The sequence below is a fragment of the Ruegeria sp. TM1040 genome (assembly GCF_000014065.1).
Lineage (GTDB): Bacteria > Pseudomonadota > Alphaproteobacteria > Rhodobacterales > Rhodobacteraceae > Epibacterium.
Genome location: NC_008044.1, coordinates 1,789,570 through 1,809,226, shown reverse-complemented (window position 1 = coordinate 1,809,226; position 19,657 = coordinate 1,789,570). Strand labels below are relative to the sequence as shown.

The following is a 19,657-nucleotide window of genomic DNA, read 5'->3' as shown; positions in this document are numbered from 1 at the left end:
TTGGACCAACTTTCCGGGCGAATGCAATGCGCAAAGGGGGGGCAACCGGGCGTAAAACGGCAATTTCGCTACGGAAACTGCCAGAAAGCGCAATGTGCGCGCCAAATGCGGCGCGCGCTGCGCAGGCAGTGGCGCGCGTGGTTTCAGCGCGCGCGGGCAAGACGGTCCATCACCAGTGTCGGACCCGGTGGGGTGGGCACTGCAAGGTAGTCGCTCGGGGTGGTCGAGACGATCTTCTTCAGGTGCAGAGTCTCGCGATGTTCAGGCTCCAGCGCCTCGAGCGCGCGCTCCATCGCGGTGCGCAGGATGGTGGCATCCTGTGTCAGCGCAGTGATGAACGGCAGCGCCGGTGTCGGCTCGGTGCGTTCCAGTTCGCACAGGCCTGCCATCAGGTCCGGCTCGTAGTCCAGCAGCATCTGATAGGTGAGCGCATCAAGACTGGCAAAATCCGCACGCCCTTCGGCAACCGCGACTGCCGAAGCCTGGTGGCTGCCGGTTTCGATCAGCTCGCCGGGAAGCATATCGTCTGCACGCATCCGCATCATGGCCGCCGCCCAGCCGGACTGCGACAGAGAGTCATTGTAGGCAAAGCGGGTCCCGGCAAAATCCCGAAGGGGCGTTCCCTTGCGATCGGCTGCGGCGATCAAGACGCTGTTGTAATGCCCCTCCGGACAGCCCGGCAGGCCGTAATCGGGGGTGCCCACCAGTTCCACATCGCCGTAGAGGCGCGCGCGATACGGCAGTCCACAGGTCTGCGCCAGCAACAGATCGGGCGCGCGCCAGACCTGCCACAGATCCATGTCGCGTGTCAGGCTCTCAGGCCCGTGGCCGAGTTCGGCGCGGATCGCGGCCCAGAAGGCATCATTTGCAGCAGCGGTTTCGGGGCGATCATACATCGGCAAAGAGGCAATCATGCGTGGGCCTCCGCCCGTTTGCGCGCCATGGCGCTGTCCACGTCATTGACACCCAGAAGATTGGCCGCCAGTCGGATCAGGGCGTCTTCCTCGACGTCACGCTTGCCATCCGACAGCGCGACCTCCCACAAGGTCTCTACCACGCCGGTGCGCTCCTCATAGGGGACAACCTCTTTGATCGCGCGGGTAAAGCGGACCGTGTCCGGAGCCTCAGCTTCCAGCCCTTCGCCCTGTTCGCGCAGGATCTGGGCTGCACCCGCATCCAGCGCAAAGCGGCTGCGCAGGATCCGGTCGATCCGGTCCCGCTCGGAGTCGGAATAGACATTGTCGGAACGCGCCAGACGCACCAGCAGTGCCGTCAGTGCGAGCCGGGCATCCTCATCTGGTAAGATCGACGGAGCAGGCGCCAATAGCTTATCCAAAAAGTCCTTGAATATCATGCGCTTTCCTACTCCGTTGGTTGCGTGGCCAGCTTGGCGCGGGCACGATCACGCGCCCGTTTGTTGTCGATCACCGACAGCCCCATGGCCTTGCAGGCGTCTTCGACGATCCGGATTTCGCCCTCGTGTTCGCGGTTGTCCGCCAGAACCACTTCCCAGAGCGCATCCAGCGCCGCCAGCCGTTCTTCAAGCCCGGTCGTCTCGCGGATCAGGCGGCCAAACGTGTCCGTCTCAGGCGCTGCGGCATGCAGCTTCTCACAGGTGGCGCGCACCTTGGCGGCCTCCAGCGCATTGTGCCCGTACAGACGCGCCAGAATGCGGTCGATCAGGCTGATTTCTTCCAGAAGATAGGCCCGGTCAGACTGTGCGATCCGCACCAGAAGCGCACCAAGCGCCAGTTCCGCATCCGGGTCGGGCAGGTTCGGGCTTTGCGGCGGGCGAAAGGCCTGAAACAGCTTCTTCAGCATCAAAAACTCCTTTTCGGCGGCGTCAGCCGTCGTAGCCTTCGACTATTTCCATATCTCCGGTCGAAACCGGATCTCTGAGCGCCTTGGCCTCTTGGTAGGCGAGGCTGTCATAGCAGGCCTTGGCCGTCGCAAAATCCTTGAATTCGATCACAACGGTGCGCGCACGCGTCTGTCCTTCGCGCACCTCTTTGGCGCCGCCTCGAACCAGAAATCGCGCGCCATACTCACGAAAGGGGGCCGCGTTGGCGTCAATATACGCCTTATAGCGCTCCATGTCGTCAATATCGACATGCGCCACCCAATACCCTTTGGCCATTTTCGTTCCCCATGTAGTCCGGGCCGGTGACCGGCCTCTCGTGTTCTGCACCCAAGCTGTACCAGATCCCGGGCTTTGGCAATCACCACCTATAGGCGATTGATGATAATTTCACGGGGAAAGCCCCTCTGCCAGTCGCCAAGATGCATGACAGTGCAGACAAAAACGCCCGAACCAAGGGCCCGGGCGTTTCAGAGTGTGATCTGCGGGTCAGCCGATTTCGGCAAGCCGCGAGAGCGCCTCTTTGAGCTTGGTCTCTTCCTCTTCGCGCGCGGCGAGGTTTTCGCGGGCTTCCTCGACCACCTCTTCGGGAGCGGAAGCGATGAACTTCGGATTGTTCAGACGTCCGCGCAGACCACCGAGCTCCTTGGCGAGTTTTCCAAGCGATTTTTCAAGCCGGGCCTTTTCGCCGTCGATGTCGATGATGTCCGCGAGCGGCAGCAGGAACGACGCCCCCGGCGCAGAGATCGACACGCAGCCTTTGGGGGCGGTCTCGATTTTGGACAGGCTCTCAATCCGCGCCAGACGTTTGATCAGCGTCTCGTTGGCCTCCCATGCGGCCTGACCGGCTGCATCAATCTCCGTCACGAGCATCTCCACATAGAGCCCAGCGGGCACATGCATCTGCGCGCGGGCGGAGCGGGTGTTCTCAATGACGGAAATGACCCAGTTCATCTCTGCATCGGCTTCGGGCTTTACCAGATCGGCGGCCTTGTAGGTCGGCCAATCTGCATGCACCAGCATCTTGGCGCGCGGTCCGGTGGCGCCCCAGAGCTCTTCGGTGATGAAGGGCATAATGGGGTGCAAGAGGATCATGCACTGATCCATGACCCAGCGCATGGTGGCGCGGGTTTCGGCCTGCGCCTCGGTGTCATCGCCTTGCAGCAGCGGCTTGGAGAGCTCGACATACCAGTCGCAGACCTTGCCCCAGACAAAGCCATAAAGCGCTTGCGCCGCGTCGTTGAACCGGAATGTTTCCATCGCCTCGTCCACCGCTTCGCGCACGCGGGCGGTCTCGCCCACGATCCAGGCGTTGACGGCCGCCTTGGGGGCAAGGTCGTCCACGGTCAACTGCGGTACGGCGTCGGTAAAGACCTCGTTCATCTCGGCAAAACGCACGGCGTTCCAGAGTTTGGTGCCAAAGTTGCGGTAGCCCGCGATGCGCTGCATATCGAGCTTCAGCACGCCGCCAAGGCTCGCCATCGCCGCATTGGTGAACCGCAGCGCGTCGGCGCCGTATTCGTCAATGATCTCAAGCGGGTCGATGACGTTGCCGGTGGATTTCGACATCTTTTTGCCCTTGGCATCGCGCACGAGGCCATGGAGATAGACGGTGTCAAACGGGATCTGATCGACGACGGCAAGCTGCATCATCATCATCCGGGCCACCCAGAAGAACAGGATGTCCTGACCGGTGACCAGCGTCGAGGTCGGGAAGTACTTGGACGTCTCCTCGGTCCATTCGGGCCAGCCCAGCGTGCCGATCGGCCAGAGGCCGGAGGAGAACCAGGTGTCGAGCACGTCGGGGTCGCGACGAAGTTGAACCGATTCAAGGATCACCGCATCGGGGGTTGCAATGAACTCAAAGCCATCTTCGCCGATGGAGACCTGTACATCTTCACCATAGTAGTCTTTGGCTTGTTGAAGAATCTCTTCTTTGGATGCACCACAAAATGCCTTTGTGGCGACTTTGTTTTTGTCAAATGGATCAGGCAGATCTTTTTCAGGCCCGTACCAAACCGGGATCTGATGACCCCACCACAGCTGACGTGAGATACACCATGGTTCGATGTTCTCCAGCCAGTGGTAATAGGTCTTCTCGCCGCTTTCCGGCAGGATTTTCACATCGCCATTGCGCACCGCATCGAGCGCCGGGCCAACAACCTTTTCGGCGTCGACAAACCACTGGTCAGTCAGCATCGGCTCGATCACGACTTTGGAGCGGTCGCCAAAGGGCTGCATGATCGGCTTGTTTTCGACCATCGGGACCACCTCGGACACCTCGGTCTCATTGCCCTCATCGTCTTTGACGGTTTTAGTCACGGTCTGCATCACCGCCAGACCCTCGTCGGTGATTTCCTGCACCACCAGCTTGCGCGCCTCAAAGCGATCCAGCCCGCGCAGATGATCGGGCACGAGGTTGATTGCATCTACCTCGTTTTCAGTGAACGCCGCACCCTTCGCGTGGGCTTGGGCCTTTGCCGCTTCTTCGGCATAAGGCGCACCATCAGCGCGCATTGCGCCTTTCATGTCCATCAGACGGTACATCGGGATGCCGCCGCGCTTGGCGACCTGATAGTCGTTGAAGTCATGCGCGCCGGTGATCTTTACGGCACCGGAACCAAAATCCTTGTCCGGGTATTCATCGGTGATGATCGGGATCTGACGGCGGTGCTCCTTGGGGCCGACCGGGATTTCGACCAGCTTGCCCACGATCGGCGCATAGCGTTCGTCCGAAGGGTGCACCGCAACCGCGCCGTCGCCGAGCATGGTCTCGGGGCGGGTGGTCGCGATGGAGATATAGTCGCGCTCTTCTTCGAGCGTGACGTTCCCGTCCTCGTCCTTCTCGATGTAGGTATAGGTCTCCCCTCCGGCGAGCGGATATTTGAAGTGCCACATGTGGCCCGCAACTTCGATGTTTTCGACCTCAAGGTCGGAAATCGCGGTCTCAAAATGCGGGTCCCAGTTTACCAGTCGCTTGCCGCGATAGATGAGGCCCTTGTTGTACATCTCCACAAACACCTTGATGACGGCGTCGTGGAAGTTGGGCGAGTTTTCATGGCCCGTGCGGGTGTCCCCCTGCGCGCCCGCCATGGTGAAGGCGGTGCGCTCATAGTCACACGACGCGCCGAGGCGCTTGAGCTGGTTGATGATGGTGCCGCCGGATTGCTCTTTCCATTCCCAGACTTTTTCAAGGAATTTTTCACGGCCCAGCTCACGGCGTGAAGGCTGCTGAGTTTCGGCGAGCTTGCGCTCCACCACCATCTGCGTGGCGATGCCAGCGTGGTCTGTGCCGGGCTGCCAGAGCGTGTCATAGCCCTGCATGCGTTTCCAGCGGATGAGGATGTCCTGCAGCGTGTTGTTGAACGCGTGCCCCATGTGCAGAACGCCGGTGACATTGGGCGGCGGGATCATGATGCAGTAGGTCGACGCGCCCGGTTTGGCATTTGCGCCAGCGGTAAAGCAGCCCGCTTTTTCCCAGGCGTCAAACAGGCGGCTCTCCGCCTCGGCTGCGTTAAAGGTCTTGTCCAGTGCCATATCAGATGCCCCGTGCGTCACGTCTTGGAGTATATATGTGCAGGCCATCGCCCGCGGTTGTCCTTCCAATAACGAATGCCGCCCCAAAGGGAAAGTGTCGAACCCACAGCGGGGACTTGCAGAATTTTCTTTGTCGGCCCGCGCTGATAACCGGCTCTTAAGTCTTATTTGAAATAAAGGTCATCAAGGGACGCAGCCCACCCCACTCACCACTCCCAACTGCGTGCCCCCCTCATAGAAAGTCTCGGCTTTCGTGCCCGGTCAGGTCTGACGCGTATGCCGCGAACCTGTCCGGGTACACGAGTTTCTGCAGCTTTTTCAGGCGAGCCATACGCTTCGTGTCATGACCTGACACGGCGATACACGTGCCAGCTGACTCGCGTCCTGTTTAGCGATCTCGTCTGGGCGCCCCGTATTCTCGGTGTCGAGTGGGTGCTTCAGGGCGAGAAGACTCCCAATCAAGTCAGAGTTTTTGCTGCACTTGCCTTAGATGATCGCAGGTGGGCGTCTACAACTCACGTTGGGTTTTAGACCGGCGAGCATTCTCAGCTTTGAAGGTCAAAGCAAAAGGGCGCGCTCCCGCCCCTTTGCGGGTGCCCTGTCGGGCTCCCAAAAGCGTTGGGCCGAGCAGGCGCCGTGCCCAGGGGGCACGGCGCCTGCGCCACCGCGATGCGCCTCGCGCAGCGCAATTCCTCAAATGGTGGGTACGACCTTGAGCGCCTTCGACGGCGCCAGAAGGCAGAAATTTCTTACACCACGGGCGCGGGATCACTGGACAAGCCTGTCGCGCACAGTAGGCTCCGCCCAAGCTGAGCGCAGGCAAAGGGAGCCATCCGATGAACCAACGGGTCGAAAAATTTGGGAAGAGTCAGCCGCTCGCACGGGTGGAGGACCAGCGTCTGCTGACCGGACAGGGGCGCTACATCGAGGATACCATGCCTGCGGGGGCATTGCGGGCCTATGTGTTTCGCAGCCCCGTCGCGCATGGCGAGATCACCACGCTCAATGTCGATGATGCGCGCGCAGCCGAAGGCGTGCATCTGGTGATTACGCAGGCCGATCTGGTTGATGCGGGGATTGAGGCCACGCTTGATGGTGCTTTGGTCAAGAATATTGACGGCAGCAAGGCTGCAGCTCCCGAACGGCCGGTGCTGGCAGGGCACCGCGTGCGCTATGTCGGGGAGCCCGTGGCCGTGGTCATCGCCGACACCATGGATCAGGCGCGTGACGCCGCCGAATTGATCGAGTTTGACTACGAGGATCTCGACGTGAAGCTAGATCTGGCCGCAGGCGGCGCAGAGATTCATCCCGAGGCACCTCAGAATCGCGCCTTCAACTGGGGGCTTGGCGACAAGGCTGCAACCGATGCGGCCTTTGAAGCTGCCGCTCATACGGTCAGCCTGCAGGTCGACGACAACCGCATCATCGTCAACGCGATGGAGCCACGCGGCTGTCACGCCACCTGGCAGGATGGGCGCATGCATTTTTACTATGGCGGGCAGGGCGTCTGGTCCATGAAGGAGCAGTTGGCCAAGAAAATGCATCTCCCCGCCGAAGATGTACATGTGGTGACGCCGGATGTGGGCGGCGGCTTTGGCATGAAAGCAATGCCCTATCCGGAGTATTTTGCCGTCGCCTATGCAGCCAAGGTGCTGGAGCGGCCCGTGGGCTGGATGTCGGATCGCACCGAAGCCATGCTGAGCGACAATGGCGGGCGGGATCTCACCTCTCTGGCCGAGCTGGCCTTTGACGCGGATCTGAAGATCACGGCTTACCGCGTCCATACGCATTGCAATCTCGGCGCCTATAACTCTCATTTTGGCCAGCCCATTCAGACCCAGCTGTTTTCTCGGGTGCTGGCAGGGGTTTACGACATCCAGACCGCGTGGCTCGAAGTGGATGGGATCTATACCAACACCACGCAGGTGGATGCGTATCGCGGGGCGGGGCGGCCCGAGGCGATTTATGTGCTCGAGCGGGTCATCGACCGGGCGGCGCGCGATCTTGGCGTTGATCCGATGGACCTGAGGCGCAGGAACTTCATCGCGCCGCAAAAGTTTCCCTACAAGACCGTCACCGATGAGACCTATGACGTGGGGGATTTCAACCTCGTGCTCGACCGTCTCATCAAAGAATCGGATCTGGCCGGGTTCGAGGCGCGGCGCGCGCAGGACGCGGCAGAAGGTCGTTACCGGGGCGCGGGCCTTTGTTACTATATCGAAAGTATTTTGGGCGATCCTTCAGAGACTGCAGACGTCGAGTTTCTGGAGGACGGCCGGGTGAACATCTATGTGGGTACGCAAAGCAACGGGCAAGGGCATGAAACTGTCTTTGCGACGTTCCTTGCGGACCAGACCGGCATCCCCGTCAGCGCCATTTCGGTTGTCCAGGGCGACAGTGACCGCATCGCCAAGGGCGGCGGGACCGGCGGCTCTCGTTCCGTGACCACACAGGCCAATGCCACATTGGCCACCGTCGACAAGATGGTGGCCGCCTTCACCCCCTTCCTTGCCGAAGAAATGGGCGTGGATGAGGAGGCTGTCGACTTTGATGGTGAGACCTTCCGCGCGCCGGGGTCCAATCTCACCCCGACGGTGCTTGAGGCGGCTGACCTGGCCCGTGAAAAGGGGCGCGTAGACCTGTTGCGCCATCAGGCCGAAGCATCACTGCCGGGACGTTCCTTCCCCAACGGGGCCCATCTCGCCGAGGTCGTGATCGACCGTGAAACCGGGCAGGCCCGCGTTGACCGCTATACGGTGGTTGATGATTTTGGAAATCTTATCAACCCCATGCTGGCCGAAGGTCAGGTGCATGGCGGGGTCGCTCAGGGGCTAGGGCAGGCAATGCTTGAACATGTGGTCTACGACGCGGATGGCCAGTTGCTCACGGCAACGTTCATGGACTACGCGATGCCGCGCGCCGAAGATATGCCTTGGGTGGATTTCACCTCGGAGCCGGTGCCATCGACGCAGAACCCGATGGGAATGAAGGGCTGCGGCGAGGCGGGCACGGTTGGGGCCCTCGCAGCAGTGGCCAATGCGGTTCAGGATGCGCTCTGGGATCAGGGCATCCGGCAGGTGGATATGCCGTTCACGCCGGTCAAACTTTGGGAGTTGATGAGGGATGTTTCTCAAGCGGCTGAGTAAATCAGTTCTGGGAGTGTTCGGGCGGCGTCGGCTGCTGTCCGCGCACTCGTCAGAGACCGCTTCGCGCGGTCCGCAATCTCATGTGATCATCCTTGACGGCACTATGTCGACACTCGAACCGGGGCGTGAAACCCATGCGGGAATGGCCTATCGGCTCTGCAAGGAAATGGGGCCGCGGGTCTCTGTTTATTACGAGGCTGGCGTGCAGTGGAACGCCTGGAGCAAGACCGCCGATGTGATGGTTGGGCGCGGCATCAACCGCAAGATCCGCAGCGCCTATGGCTATCTCGCCTCGCGCTATCGCCCCGGCGACAAGATCTATCTTCTGGGCTACTCGCGCGGCGCCTACGCGGCGCGTTCCCTTGCCGGCATGCTCGGCGCAGTTGGGCTGGTGAAAACAGAACACGCCACCGTGCGCCACATCCGCACCGCCTATCGCCACTACCAGATGGGAAGCGGCCATGAGGTACGACAAGCCTTTCGCAACGCTCATTGCCACCCGGAGATCCAGATTGAGATGGTCGGAGCCTGGGATACCGTGAAGGCGCTGGGCATTCGCCTACCGATCCTGTGGCGCTGGTCGCAAGTGCAACACGCGTTCCATGATCAGAAACTGGGGGATCACGTCCGGGCGGGCTATCACGCGTTGGCCATGGACGAGACGCGCGAAGCCTATGCACCGGTGCTGTGGCAAACCTCGCCAGACTATTCAGGCCAGCTTGAGCAGGTCTGGTTTCGGGGCTCTCATGGCGATGTTGGCGGTCAGATTGGCGAATGTGACGCCGCCCGCCCGCTGGCCAACCTGTCGTTGGTCTGGATGCTGGAACGCGCAGAGATGTCGGGCCTGCCGCTGCCGCGGGACTGGCGGATGCGTTTTCCGGTGGATCCCGATGCACCTTCGGTGGGCACATGGTCGGGCTGGGGCAAGATCTTTCTGATCCGTAGCCGACGCAAGATCGGTCTCGACCCGAGTGAGCGCGTGCATCCCAGTGTTCAGATAGCAAAAAAGCCCAACAAGACAGCCGGGTGGCTCGGTATCTTTATGCGCCAAACCCGCCTCTAGGCGCCGCAGTGCAGGCCTGTTCTAGAGCTGTACTGGCCGGAGCGTTTTGACCATTTCTGTCGCCGTTGAGAACCCAAAAAGCGGCGCCAGAATACCAAGCTTTTTCTCATGGCCGGGGACGAAGCCTTCGCGCTCATAGAGCGCTCGGGCGCGCGGATTGGTGTCGATGACATCAAGGCGCAGGCGCTGCAATCCGGCGCTTTCGGCACGGTTCATTAGCGCGTGCAGCAATTTGGTGCCGACCCCGAGTCCGCGGGCCTCTGGTTCAACAAAAATCCCGTCCATCAGCAGTGTGCCCTCTTCGCAGTCGCGTTCGAGCGTGTGGATCAACAGTCCGCGCCAGGTTGCGCCGATGGAGCCATAGACGCGGCTCAGATCGTTGAAATGCCCGCCGATAAAACTGCCAGTCGACGTCTTGAACCCGGCCGCACCGAGAAAATCGCCGGTGTCTGAAACCGCGCTGAGGGCGTGCTCCGGGTCGATCACGCGTTCAAAAAAGGCCATCGCCTTGGAAGCGGGCCCCAGCGGGTAGCGCAGTTTGCGTGCAAAGGCCTGCCAATAGCCACGCGCTGCCTGGGCGCGATGCTCCGGGCGAATACTGGCCTCAATCGAGACTTTTTGGCCCATCTGGTTTGAGTTCGCCATCGTCCCTCCCTAAGTCCAGAGAGATATGGATTTTTACAAGGTTACATTCAATTGAAGCCGAGAGTTTTTATTGCCGCGGCGCTCTGTGCTGCATTGCTTGGGGCGTTTGTGTTCTGGCGGCTACTCGATCACGATCTGGAGCGACGCGCTCAGACAACGTTTGAGTTTCGCACCCTAGAGGGACAGATCGCGGGGACGCTCTGGCTGCCGGATGAGCCGTTGCGGGCGGCGGTGGTCTTGGTGCATGGCGATGGCGCTCAGGATCGCACAGCGAGCGGCGGATATGCGCCTTTTATCAACGCGCTCCTGGATCGCGGCATCGCGGTTGCGGCCTGGGATAAGCCCGGCATTGGCGCGTCGGAGGGCGACTGGCAACAACAATCGATGCAGGATCGTGCGCTTGAGGTGCGCGTGGCGCTGGCGCAGCTTGAGGCAGCGATCGCGGAGGTGCCCATCGGTGCCCTTGGGTTTTCGCAGGCAGGCTGGGTGCTGCCGAAACTTGAACCGGGGGCTGCGGATTTTCTGGTTTTGGTGGGACCTGCGGTCTCATGGCAGGCGCAAGGCGCCTATCACACGCGGGTCCGCTTTGAACGCGCGGGCTACACGCGCGCGGCGATTGCGCAGGCGCTGGAGGCGTCCGCAGCGCAGGACAAAACCCTGTTTGCCCATGATATTCCCCCGTCGCCGCTGCCAGCGGGGATGACACCCGCGCGCTGGGGCTTTATTCAGGTCAATCGCAACAGCGATGCAAGCGCCGATCTTGCAGCCCTTGAACTGCCCCTGATGGCAATCTGGGGCGCGCAGGATCTGAATGTGGACGCGGTTCGGGACTTTGATCGTTACCGAAGCCTGCGCGCGGCAGCGGCGGCTGAGACCAAATTGCAGCTATGGCCAGAAGCCACCCATGGCTTGCTACGCGCAAAAACATATAACTATCAGAGCTTTGATGAGTGGTCGTGGTTTGCGCATGCGCGCTTTATGCTCGCGGGACGAGGGGCCTATGCGCCGGGGGCGCTGGACGCGATCGCGGACTGGATCTTGGCTAGATCCTCCTGAGCTATAGGCCGACGCATCAGGGCGCGACTTTCATCACGATGCAGGTGGTTGATCCTGTTGCATAGAGCTTGCCATCTTCGACACCACGGATTTCGCCATGTGCGATCCCGGTCGTGCGCCCGACGTGGTCGATTTCCCCCCAGCAGTCGATGGACATGCCAAGCGGGATCGAGCGCAGAATGTTGATCTTGAATTCCAGCGTTGTGTAGACGGATCCCTTGGGCACCCGTGTCATCACCGCGCAGGCCATGGCGCTGTCAAGAAGCGTGCCGTACCAACCCCCATGCACCGTGCCCATCGGGTTGGTGACATTGAATTCAGGTGCGCCGCGAAACACCACGCGCCCGGGCTCCACACTCTTGAGGCTAAAGCCGAGGGTTTCCCCGATCGGCGGGCCGGGCAGGCGGCCTTCAAGGATGGCCGTCATGAAGTCGAGACCGGAGATCTGGGCGACCTTTTCGATCGGCAACAGATCAGAAGGTGTTTCCGCGACGGCCATGGCGTCCTCCTGAATGCATTTCACAAACGTTAGGAGGGCGCCACAGGCGTAACAAGCGTTACGCGACGTTCTGAAGGCGTGCCTTGGATTTCACACCGAGCGCGTGACACACATCGCGGGTAAGTTCAGGGCGGTTCAGCGTGTAGAAATGCAGCTTCTTGACGCCGCCATCCAGGAGTTCCGTGCAGAGCTCGCTGCACAATGCTGTGGCGAGGAGATCGCATCGATCGTCGCGGTCTGCTTTCTCGAACGCCTCGTCCAGCCAAGCCGGGATCGTGGTGCCGCAGGCCTCTGCAAAACGACGCACGCCCTTCCAGTTTTCAATTGGCAGGATGCCGGGCGTGATCTTGTCAGTGTCGATGCCCGCCTTGGCGCAGGCGTCGCGGAACCGAAAGAAGCTCTCGGCCTCAAAGAAGAACTGCGTGAGCGCCTCATCGGCACCGGCATCAAGCTTGCGCTTGAGCCATTCTACATTGGCCGCTTGGCTGGCGGCTTCCGGATGGCTCTCGGGGTAGGCGCCAACGCGCAGGTTGAACTTGCCGGTTGCGGCGAGCGCCTCAATCAGCTCCACCGAAGAGTTGAACCCGTCCGCGGTCGGCGTGAAACGACCTTCTTCCTTGGGCGGGTCACCGCGCAGGGCCACGATGTCGGTTATCCCGGCTGCTGCATATTGGTCTGCGATATCAAGTGTTTCCTGTCGTGTCGCAGAAACACAGGTCAAATGTGCAGCCACCTTGAGGCCGGAATTCTTGTGCAGGGTCGTCACCGCATCGCGGGTCAGCTCGCGGGTGGTGCCGCCCGCGCCATAGGTCACAGAGACAAAACGGGGCGCCAGCGGCGCCAGTGACTGCACCGTGTCCCAAAGCCGAAAAGAGGCTTCGAGGTTCTTGGGCGGGAAGAATTCAAAGGAAATCTCGGGCGTGGTCACTGTCGGTGCTCCTCGGAGGCGGCGCGCGTTTCACGGCGGGCTCGGAATGTCGTGTTTTGCGACACATGTGTCGCTTCAGGTTTGACCCCTTTTCACATGAGAGCTATCAGTGAATCAAATTCATATTTCTCAAGAACAACATGAGGCAGATCGCAGTATGCACATCGAGTTTCGTCATCTTCGGACCATCAAGGCGATCCACGAGGCCGGTGGGCTGGCGCGGGCGGCGGATCAGCTCAACATCACCCAGAGCGCGCTCAGTCATCAGATCAAGGGGCTTGAAGAGCAGGCGGGGGTAGAGCTGTTTTTGCGCCGCTCAAAACCGATGAAGCTCTCTGCGGCGGGTCTGCGGCTGTTGCGGTTGGCAGAGCAGATCCTGCCGCAAGTTGAGTCTGCGCAAGCAGAATTTGCCGCCCTGCGCGAGGGCGAGGCGGGGCGTCTGCACATCGCAATTGAATGCCACGCCTGTTTTGAATGGCTGTTTCCTGTCCTGGAGGGCTTTCGCAAAAGCTGGGGGGATGTGGATGTGGACATCCGTCCGGGTCTCGCGTTCGAGGCCATGCCCGCTTTGATGCGCGAAGAGGTGGATCTGGTGGTGACCTCCGACCCCGAGGACATGCCGGGGGTCTCCTTTATTGAACTCTTTGATTACAATCCCGTGTTTGTCGCCTCTGCCCAGCACGCGCTTGCCGCAAAGCCCTATGTAGAAGCCGAGGATTTTCGTGGTCAGACCCTCATTACCTATCCCGTAGAGCGCACCCGCCTCGATGTGTTCAGCCAGCTCTTGATCCCGGCGGGCGTGGAGCCTGCGAGCATCAGGAAGGTCGAACTGACGGCGGTGATCTTGTTGTTGGTGGCCTCCAACCGCGGGGTCTCGGTGTTGCCTGACTGGGTTGTGCGCGAGGTGAAGTATTCCTCGGATTATGTGACGCGCCCGCTGACAAAACTGGGCATCACCCGCCGGCTTTATGCAGCGATCCGCAGCGAGGACGAAAGCAAACCGTTCATGCAGGAGCTGATCCGTCTGGCCCGGGTCGAGGCGCGCAAGTTGCAGCAGGTCTAGGGTGGTGGGCGTTGGTCCAATGGTGGCTCAGGGCCCGCACAAGGTGGGGGTAGCGGCTCTTATGCACTGGGTGCATGGCTGAAACTTAACCGCAAAGGGGCTCGCCCCCTTGGCAACTGCGCACAGCCCGTGTATGGGCACCCTTTGACCGACATCTCCCCCGCAAGGACAGCTCGTACAATGATTGGTAGCGCAAATCTCAATGTGATGATCAAGGCCGCTCGCAAGGCAGGCCGCTCTTTGGTGAAAGATTTCCGCGAGGTGGAAAACCTTCAAGTCTCCACCAAGGGGGCTGGCGATTTTGTCAGCCGCGCCGACATTGCCGCCGAAAAGATCCTGAAAGATGAACTCCTGGGCGCGCGTCCGACCTATGGCTGGCTGGCCGAAGAGGGCGGCGAAATCCCCGGCGAAGATCCGACCCGTCGCTGGATTGTGGACCCGCTCGATGGCACCACCAACTTCCTGCATGGTCTGCCGCATTGGGCCGTCTCTATTGCGCTTGAACACAAAGGCAAGATTGTCGCCGGTGTGGTCTATGACGCGGCCAAGGACGAGATGTTCTTTGCCGAAAAAGGCGCGGGGGCCTGGATGAACGAGACCCGTATCCGGGTGTCTGCGCGCCACCGCATGATCGAGTCGATCTTTGCCACCGGCCTACCGTTTGCCGGTCGTGCCGATCTGCCGGAGACTCTGCAGGATCTGGCCCGCCTGATGCCTGCTTGTGCCGGGGTGCGCCGCTGGGGTGCAGCCGCTCTCGACATGGCCTATGTGGCCGCCGGCCGGTACGAGGGGTTCTGGGAACGTCGCCTAAACGCCTGGGACCTGGCCGCCGGGATTATCATCGTCAAGGAAGCCGGTGGTCTGTGCGAAGCGCTGGATCCCAGCGAGTCGATCATCGAAAGCGGCGAGGTAATCTGCGCGAATGAACCCATTTTTGAGAATTTCACCAAGGTGATCCGCGGCTAAGCTGTTCGAGACCCTGCAGATCTCGGATGTGCAGTGAAAGCCTCACACCCCGGTCGCCGATGGGCGCGCCGGGGTGTTTTTGTTTTGGACCGATCTGCGCCGTCTCGGATTGAGAGCGCTCCCGGATGCCTCCGGCGGGGATATTTGGAGTTAGAAGAAGGCAGTGGGTGGTCAATCACCATCAGTGTCGGAGGGGTGATTGACGCCATCGCGCCAGGGGATTTCGCCGTAGATCTCGGCGTGGGTGCGCGGGTTTCCGGTGTCGATGCAGCCAAGGTTTACACCGCATTCTGCGGGGTTGGAGCGGCGCTGGTGATAGACGTAGATGCCGCAGGTCTTGCAAAAGTGGTGTTGGGCCGTGTGGGTGCCCCAAGTGTAGAGGCTGAGGTTTTCGGCACCGCGCAGGATCTGCAGGCTCTCTGTGGTGGCTGTAACAGCGGCTGCGCCCCGGCGCAGGCAGAAGGAGCAGTCGCAGCGGCTGGCTGAGGCGAGACCGTTTGGGAAGCGGGCTGAAATTTCGACGGCGCCACAATGGCAGCTGGCAGTATGCGTTTCCATGGGATGCTCCTTTGGGGGCAGTGGGTTACTTGCCCCAAGGGCCGCTGCGAGGCGGTGTGTTGCGGCGGCGGACGCGGGGAATGCGGCTGGCGCTATAGCTGGTTCCAGGATGCGGTGGATGGCCCTGAGTGCGTGACCAGAACCGTGGCCCCCCGCGTATGATCCAGAGCGGCACGGTCAGGGCAAGGCCGACAAAGAAACCACCAGCATGCGCCCAATAAGCGACACCGCCCAGGTTCGGATCGGCGTTGAGGCCACCAAAGAACTGCATCGCAAGCCAGAGCCCTAGCATGATGAAGGCGGGGATCGGGATGATGCGAAAGAAGATGATCAGGATGATGAGAATATCGACGCGGGCCTTTGGAAACATCAGAAGGTAGCCGCCCATGACGCCCGCAATTGCACCGGAGGCTCCCACCAGTGGCACCATCGAGAGCGGCGCGGACCAGACATGAGCCAACGTCGCTCCCACCCCGCAGATGAGATAGAAGGCGAGAAACGGCAGGTGGCCCATTTCGTCTTCCATGTTGTCGCCAAAGATCCACAGAAACAGCATGTTGCCCGCCAGATGCATGATCCCGCCGTGGATGAACATGGAGGTGAGCAGCGTGAGTGTTCCTTCTCCCATCGTGATCTCTCGTGGGACCGTGGCGAAGCTGGCGTAAAAAAGCGCAAGGCTTCTGTCGGTGGGAAAGCTGGTGGAATACCAGAGAAAGCCCAAAATATTGGCCGCCATCAGCAGGTAGACGACATAAGGCGTTCGGCCGGAGGGGTTGTGATCACGCAGAGGAAACATGCGCTGAAGCTGGGGCGTCGGCGCAGGGAGGTCAAGCGAAATGAAAGGCTTGGGCAGAAGTGCTGCCCGGCGCAGAGGCCGGGCAGCGCATCGTTGTCAGATCAGGCGTTGCCACCCAGAAGGGCTGCGTTGCCCCCGGCTGCCGTGGTGTCGACACAGACATGGCGTTCAGCGAGCACCCGCGCGCGATCCGGCGCGCCGGGAATGAGCGGCACAATCGGTCCCTCACGTTTGGCGAGGCTCTGTTCGATCTCGCGCCCCGTGTCCGCATCGCCCCACCATAGAACGCCAGAGATCCCATCCATATGCGCCAGCCGGTGCAGGTCCACCATGCCGTCGGCCTCGATGGCGATGCCGCCCAGAGACGCGACCAGTTTGGCCTGTTCAGAGACGGCCTCGGCGCCGGGGCCCGCACAGAGAAGTGGCGGGCGTGCCGAGACCGTGAGGCGGTTTGATTCACCTGTGGGGCCGGGCAGGGAGGTGGTTTCGGGATGTCCGGCTTGGCCGCGTGCCGCGGGGATCTCGCCCATGGTGTCTTTCCATGCGGCGTCAACCTGGCGGCGATCCGGAGCACAGAAACGGGCCAGGTAGTTCGGGCCGCCTGCTTTGGGACCAGTGCCGGAAAGGCCTTCGCCCCCAAAGGGTTGGCTGCCGACAATAGCGCCGATCTGGTTGCGGTTCACATAGATGTTGCCCGCGTGGATGCGGTCGCAGACGTGCTGTACGCGGTCATCAATTCTTGTCTGCAGGCCGAAGGTCAGCCCATAGCCCGTGGCGTTGATCGCGTCGATCACGGCATCAAGCTCGCGCGATTTGAAGGTGGCGACATGCAGGACGGGGCCAAAGATCTCTTCCTTGAGGTCGCTGATCCCGTTGATCGAAATCATTGTCGGCGCCACAAAGGTGCCGCTCTGTGGCGCCTGCATTTCCTTCAGGACGCGCCCCTCAGCGCGGGCCTCGTCGATATGGGCGAGGATCTTGGCGCGTGATCCTTCGTCGATCACCGGGCCGCTGTCGGTCGCAAGATGCCAGGGATCATCAAGATCAAGGAGCTCCATCGCGCCTTTAAGCATCGTCAGCACGTCTTCGGCCACGTCCTCCTGCAGGTAGAGGCAGCGCAGCGCCGAGCAACGCTGGCCTGCAGACTGAAACGCGCTTTCGACCACGGCCTGCACCGCTTGTTCGGGCAGCGCGGTTGAATCAACGATCATCGCATTTAGACCGCCTGTCTCTGCAATGAGAGGCGTGCCGGGGGCGCAATGCTCGGCCATGGCCGAGCGGATCCGCATGGCGGTTGCGGTGGAGCCGGTAAACGCAACGCCGTTGATGCGTGCATCACCCGTGATGGCTGCGCCAACCTTGGAGCCGCGCCCGGGGAGGAACTGCAGCACATCGCGTGGAACACCTGCCTCATGCAGCAGTTCCACGGCGCGGAAGGCCACCAGCGGGGTCTGGTCCGCAGGTTTTGCCAGCACCGCATTGCCCGTGGCAAGCGCAGCCGAAACCTGCCCGGTGAAGATCGCGAGCGGGAAGTTCCAGGGTGAGATGCAGGTGAAGATACCCGCTGGCGCTGCATCCGGGATGCGGGAGGCATAATAGCGCAGGAAGTCCACCGCTTCGCGCAGCTCTGCGACGGCATCCATCTGGGTTTTGCCGGCCTCACGGGCCAAGAGCGCAAAGAGCTCGCCGTAATGCGCCTCATAGAGGTCAGCCGCCTTGTTCAGTGCGGCGGCGCGCTCCTCAGCGGGGGCGTCCCAGGTGTTGGCCGAGGCAAGCGCCAGTTCCACGTCTTCGGCACTGGATTGAGACACGCTGCCGATTTCACTGAGATCGCTTGGGTTTGTGACCGCAACGCGGGCCTCGGGCTGTGCTTCGCCCGCGATCAGCGGAACCGCGTCCCAGGTGGCCTCCCGGAAGGGCGCGCGGGCCTTCTCGATTGCGGCCAAGGTTGGCGCGTGACGCAGATCAAACCCTTTGGAGTTGATGCGCTCGGGCTGGAACAGATTGGGGCCGGTGGGGATATCGGTTGTCAGGTCATCGACCTCCTGGAACGGATCAGCTGCCACCACTTGCGGTGGTACGTCCTCGTCAACGATCTGGTTCACAAAAGAAGAGTTCGCACCGTTTTCCAGCAGGCGACGCACCAGATAGGCCAGAAGATCGCGATGCGCGCCCACTGGCGCGTAGATCCGGCAGCGCGTCTTGTTCTGGTCCATCACCATCTGGTGCAGGGTTTCGCCCATGCCGTGCAAGCGCTGGAACTCATAGGCCTGACCTTCTTCGGCCATATGCAGAATGGCGCTGACGGTGTGGGCGTTGTGGGTGGCAAACTGCGGATAGATCCGATCGGTGCGCGACAGGAGTTTGCGTGCATTGGCGATGTAGGACACATCCGTCAGCGCCTTGGAGGTGAAGACCGGGAAACCGTCCATGCCTTCAACCTGAGCGCGCTTGATCTCGGTGTCCCAGTAGGCGCCTTTTACCAGGCGAACCATAAAGCGGCGGTCGTATTTTTCGGCCATCTCATAAAGGGCATCAATCGCCAGCCCGGTGCGGGGCCCATAAGCCTGCACCACCACGCCAAAACCGTCCCAACCCTTGAGCGCGGGGTCAGAGATCACTTCTTCGATCACTTCGAGCGACAGCGACAGGCGATCAGCTTCTTCGGCGTCGATGTTGAGCCCCATCTTGGCCGCCTTGGCCAGAAGCGCCAGTGCCTTCAGACGCGGCACCAGCTGTTGCATGACGGACTCTTCCTTGGCGATCTCGTAGCGTGGATGCAGCGCCGAGAGTTTGACCGAGATGCCGGGGTTTTCGCGGATGTCGGTGCTGGTGCAGGCGCTGGCAATGGCCGAAATCGCGCGGGAATAGGCCAGGTGATAGCGCGAGGCGTCTGCCTCGGTACGCGCAGCCTCGCCCAGCATGTCGTAGGAATAGGTATAGCCCTTGGCTTCCATGTTCGACGCGCGTTTCATCGCACTCTCGATGGTCTCCCCAAGAACAAACTGACGGCCCATTTCCTTCATGGCGCGGCCCACGGCGGTGCGGATCACCGGCTCGCCCAGCCGTTTGATGGCCCCACGCAGCGCGCCGACGGGGCTCTTTTCCTCGTCCAGAACCTTGCCCGTCAGCATCAGCGCCCAAGTGGAGGCATTGACCAGAGAGGAGGTCGACTTGCCCATGTGCTTACCCCAATCGGAGGGGGCGATCTTGTCTTCGATGAGCGCATCGATGGTGTCCGCATCCGGCACCCGCAAGAGCGCTTCTGCGAGGCACATGAGGGCCACGCCTTCGTCGGTCGATAGGCCATATTCGGCGAGGAACACTTCCATCAAGCCGGGCGAGGAATGGCCACGGATGTCTTTCACCAATTGGGTGGCCGAGGCACAGATGGCGGAGCGATCCGCTTCGGACAGAGCGGCCAGAGCCACCAGCGCATCGCGCATATTGGCCTGATCCAAATAGGTGCCGGCATCAATCCGGTCGCGTAGGCGCATATCACGAGTCATGAGTGTTCCCCTTGTTAAGAGATTTTTCCCCTT

Annotated in this window: 16 protein-coding genes; 5 read left to right on the top strand and 11 right to left on the bottom strand. The window is 61.2% G+C overall.

The window, feature by feature from the left end:
• Positions 1-143: 143 nt before the first annotated feature.
• From TM1040_RS12970 to TM1040_RS12950, 5 genes are all read right to left on the bottom strand, one after another.
• The gene (locus TM1040_RS12970; RefSeq protein WP_011539038.1) at positions 144-914 is read right to left on the bottom strand and encodes a phosphate/phosphite/phosphonate ABC transporter substrate-binding protein; all 771 of its coding nucleotides are present in this window, start codon (positions 912-914) and stop codon (positions 144-146) included.
• Positions 911-1,354, bottom strand: a complete 444-nt coding sequence (locus TM1040_RS12965) for a TerB family tellurite resistance protein (protein ID WP_011539037.1) — start codon at positions 1,352-1,354, stop codon at positions 911-913. Before TM1040_RS12965 ends, TM1040_RS12970 begins: the two co-directional genes overlap by 4 nt.
• An 8-nt stretch (positions 1,355-1,362) precedes the next feature.
• Complete coding sequence (locus TM1040_RS12960; RefSeq protein ID WP_011539036.1) at positions 1,363-1,821, bottom strand: TerB family tellurite resistance protein; 459 nt, start codon at positions 1,819-1,821, stop codon at positions 1,363-1,365.
• Positions 1,822-1,843: 22 nt separating this feature from the next.
• Entirely contained in the window at positions 1,844-2,137 is a 294-nt protein-coding gene (locus tag TM1040_RS12955; protein WP_011539035.1) for a DUF1330 domain-containing protein, read from the bottom strand.
• 210 nt (positions 2,138-2,347) lie between these two features.
• Positions 2,348-5,395 carry a valine--tRNA ligase gene (locus TM1040_RS12950; protein WP_044027175.1) on the bottom strand — a complete coding sequence of 1,016 codons (3,048 nt, stop codon included), beginning with the start codon at positions 5,393-5,395 and terminating at the stop codon, positions 2,348-2,350.
• An 836-nt stretch (positions 5,396-6,231) separates the two neighbouring features.
• On the opposite strand from TM1040_RS12950, the gene TM1040_RS12945 reads away from it, so the two are divergent.
• Positions 6,232-8,541 carry a xanthine dehydrogenase family protein molybdopterin-binding subunit gene (locus TM1040_RS12945; protein ID WP_011539033.1) on the top strand — a complete coding sequence of 770 codons (2,310 nt, stop codon included), beginning with the start codon at positions 6,232-6,234 and terminating at the stop codon, positions 8,539-8,541.
• Positions 8,519-9,604, top strand: coding sequence for a DUF2235 domain-containing protein (locus tag TM1040_RS12940; RefSeq protein ID WP_011539032.1), 1,086 nt, complete (start codon positions 8,519-8,521; stop codon positions 9,602-9,604). Before TM1040_RS12945 ends, TM1040_RS12940 begins: the two co-directional genes overlap by 23 nt.
• A 21-nt stretch (positions 9,605-9,625) precedes the next feature.
• Here the strand turns inward: TM1040_RS12940 and TM1040_RS12935 are convergent, their stop codons facing one another.
• Entirely contained in the window at positions 9,626-10,249 is a 624-nt protein-coding gene (locus TM1040_RS12935; RefSeq protein WP_011539031.1) for a GNAT family N-acetyltransferase, read from the bottom strand.
• 51 nt (positions 10,250-10,300) lie between these two features.
• On the opposite strand from TM1040_RS12935, the gene TM1040_RS12930 reads away from it, so the two are divergent.
• Positions 10,301-11,305: an alpha/beta hydrolase gene (locus TM1040_RS12930; RefSeq protein ID WP_011539030.1), complete on the top strand. Its 1,005-nt coding sequence runs from the start codon at positions 10,301-10,303 to the stop codon at positions 11,303-11,305.
• 16 nt (positions 11,306-11,321) lie between these two features.
• Here TM1040_RS12930 and TM1040_RS12925 read toward each other — a convergent pair whose 3' ends face one another.
• Positions 11,322-11,804: a PaaI family thioesterase gene (locus TM1040_RS12925; protein WP_011539029.1), complete on the bottom strand. Its 483-nt coding sequence runs from the start codon at positions 11,802-11,804 to the stop codon at positions 11,322-11,324.
• Positions 11,805-11,862: 58 nt separating this feature from the next.
• Positions 11,863-12,732: a methylenetetrahydrofolate reductase [NAD(P)H] gene (metF, locus tag TM1040_RS12920; RefSeq protein WP_011539028.1), complete on the bottom strand. Its 870-nt coding sequence runs from the start codon at positions 12,730-12,732 to the stop codon at positions 11,863-11,865.
• A 157-nt stretch (positions 12,733-12,889) separates the two neighbouring features.
• Between metF and TM1040_RS12915 the strand changes: the two genes are divergently transcribed.
• Positions 12,890-13,795, top strand: a complete 906-nt coding sequence (locus TM1040_RS12915) for a LysR family transcriptional regulator (RefSeq protein ID WP_011539027.1) — start codon at positions 12,890-12,892, stop codon at positions 13,793-13,795.
• A 180-nt stretch (positions 13,796-13,975) separates the two neighbouring features.
• A complete protein-coding gene (locus TM1040_RS12910; RefSeq protein ID WP_011539026.1) occupies positions 13,976-14,761 on the top strand; it encodes an inositol monophosphatase family protein in 786 nt (261 codons plus the stop codon).
• Positions 14,762-14,932: 171 nt separating this feature from the next.
• Here TM1040_RS12910 and TM1040_RS12905 read toward each other — a convergent pair whose 3' ends face one another.
• The 3 genes from TM1040_RS12905 to putA form a co-directional block, all read right to left on the bottom strand.
• Positions 14,933-15,319 carry a GFA family protein gene (locus TM1040_RS12905; protein WP_011539025.1) on the bottom strand — a complete coding sequence of 129 codons (387 nt, stop codon included), beginning with the start codon at positions 15,317-15,319 and terminating at the stop codon, positions 14,933-14,935.
• A 25-nt stretch (positions 15,320-15,344) separates the two neighbouring features.
• The gene (locus TM1040_RS12900; protein ID WP_011539024.1) at positions 15,345-16,115 is read right to left on the bottom strand and encodes a rhomboid family intramembrane serine protease; all 771 of its coding nucleotides are present in this window, start codon (positions 16,113-16,115) and stop codon (positions 15,345-15,347) included.
• Between the two features lie 101 nt (positions 16,116-16,216).
• Positions 16,217-19,624: a bifunctional proline dehydrogenase/L-glutamate gamma-semialdehyde dehydrogenase PutA gene (gene putA, locus TM1040_RS12895; protein WP_011539023.1), complete on the bottom strand. Its 3,408-nt coding sequence runs from the start codon at positions 19,622-19,624 to the stop codon at positions 16,217-16,219.
• Positions 19,625-19,657 lie beyond the last annotated feature (33 nt).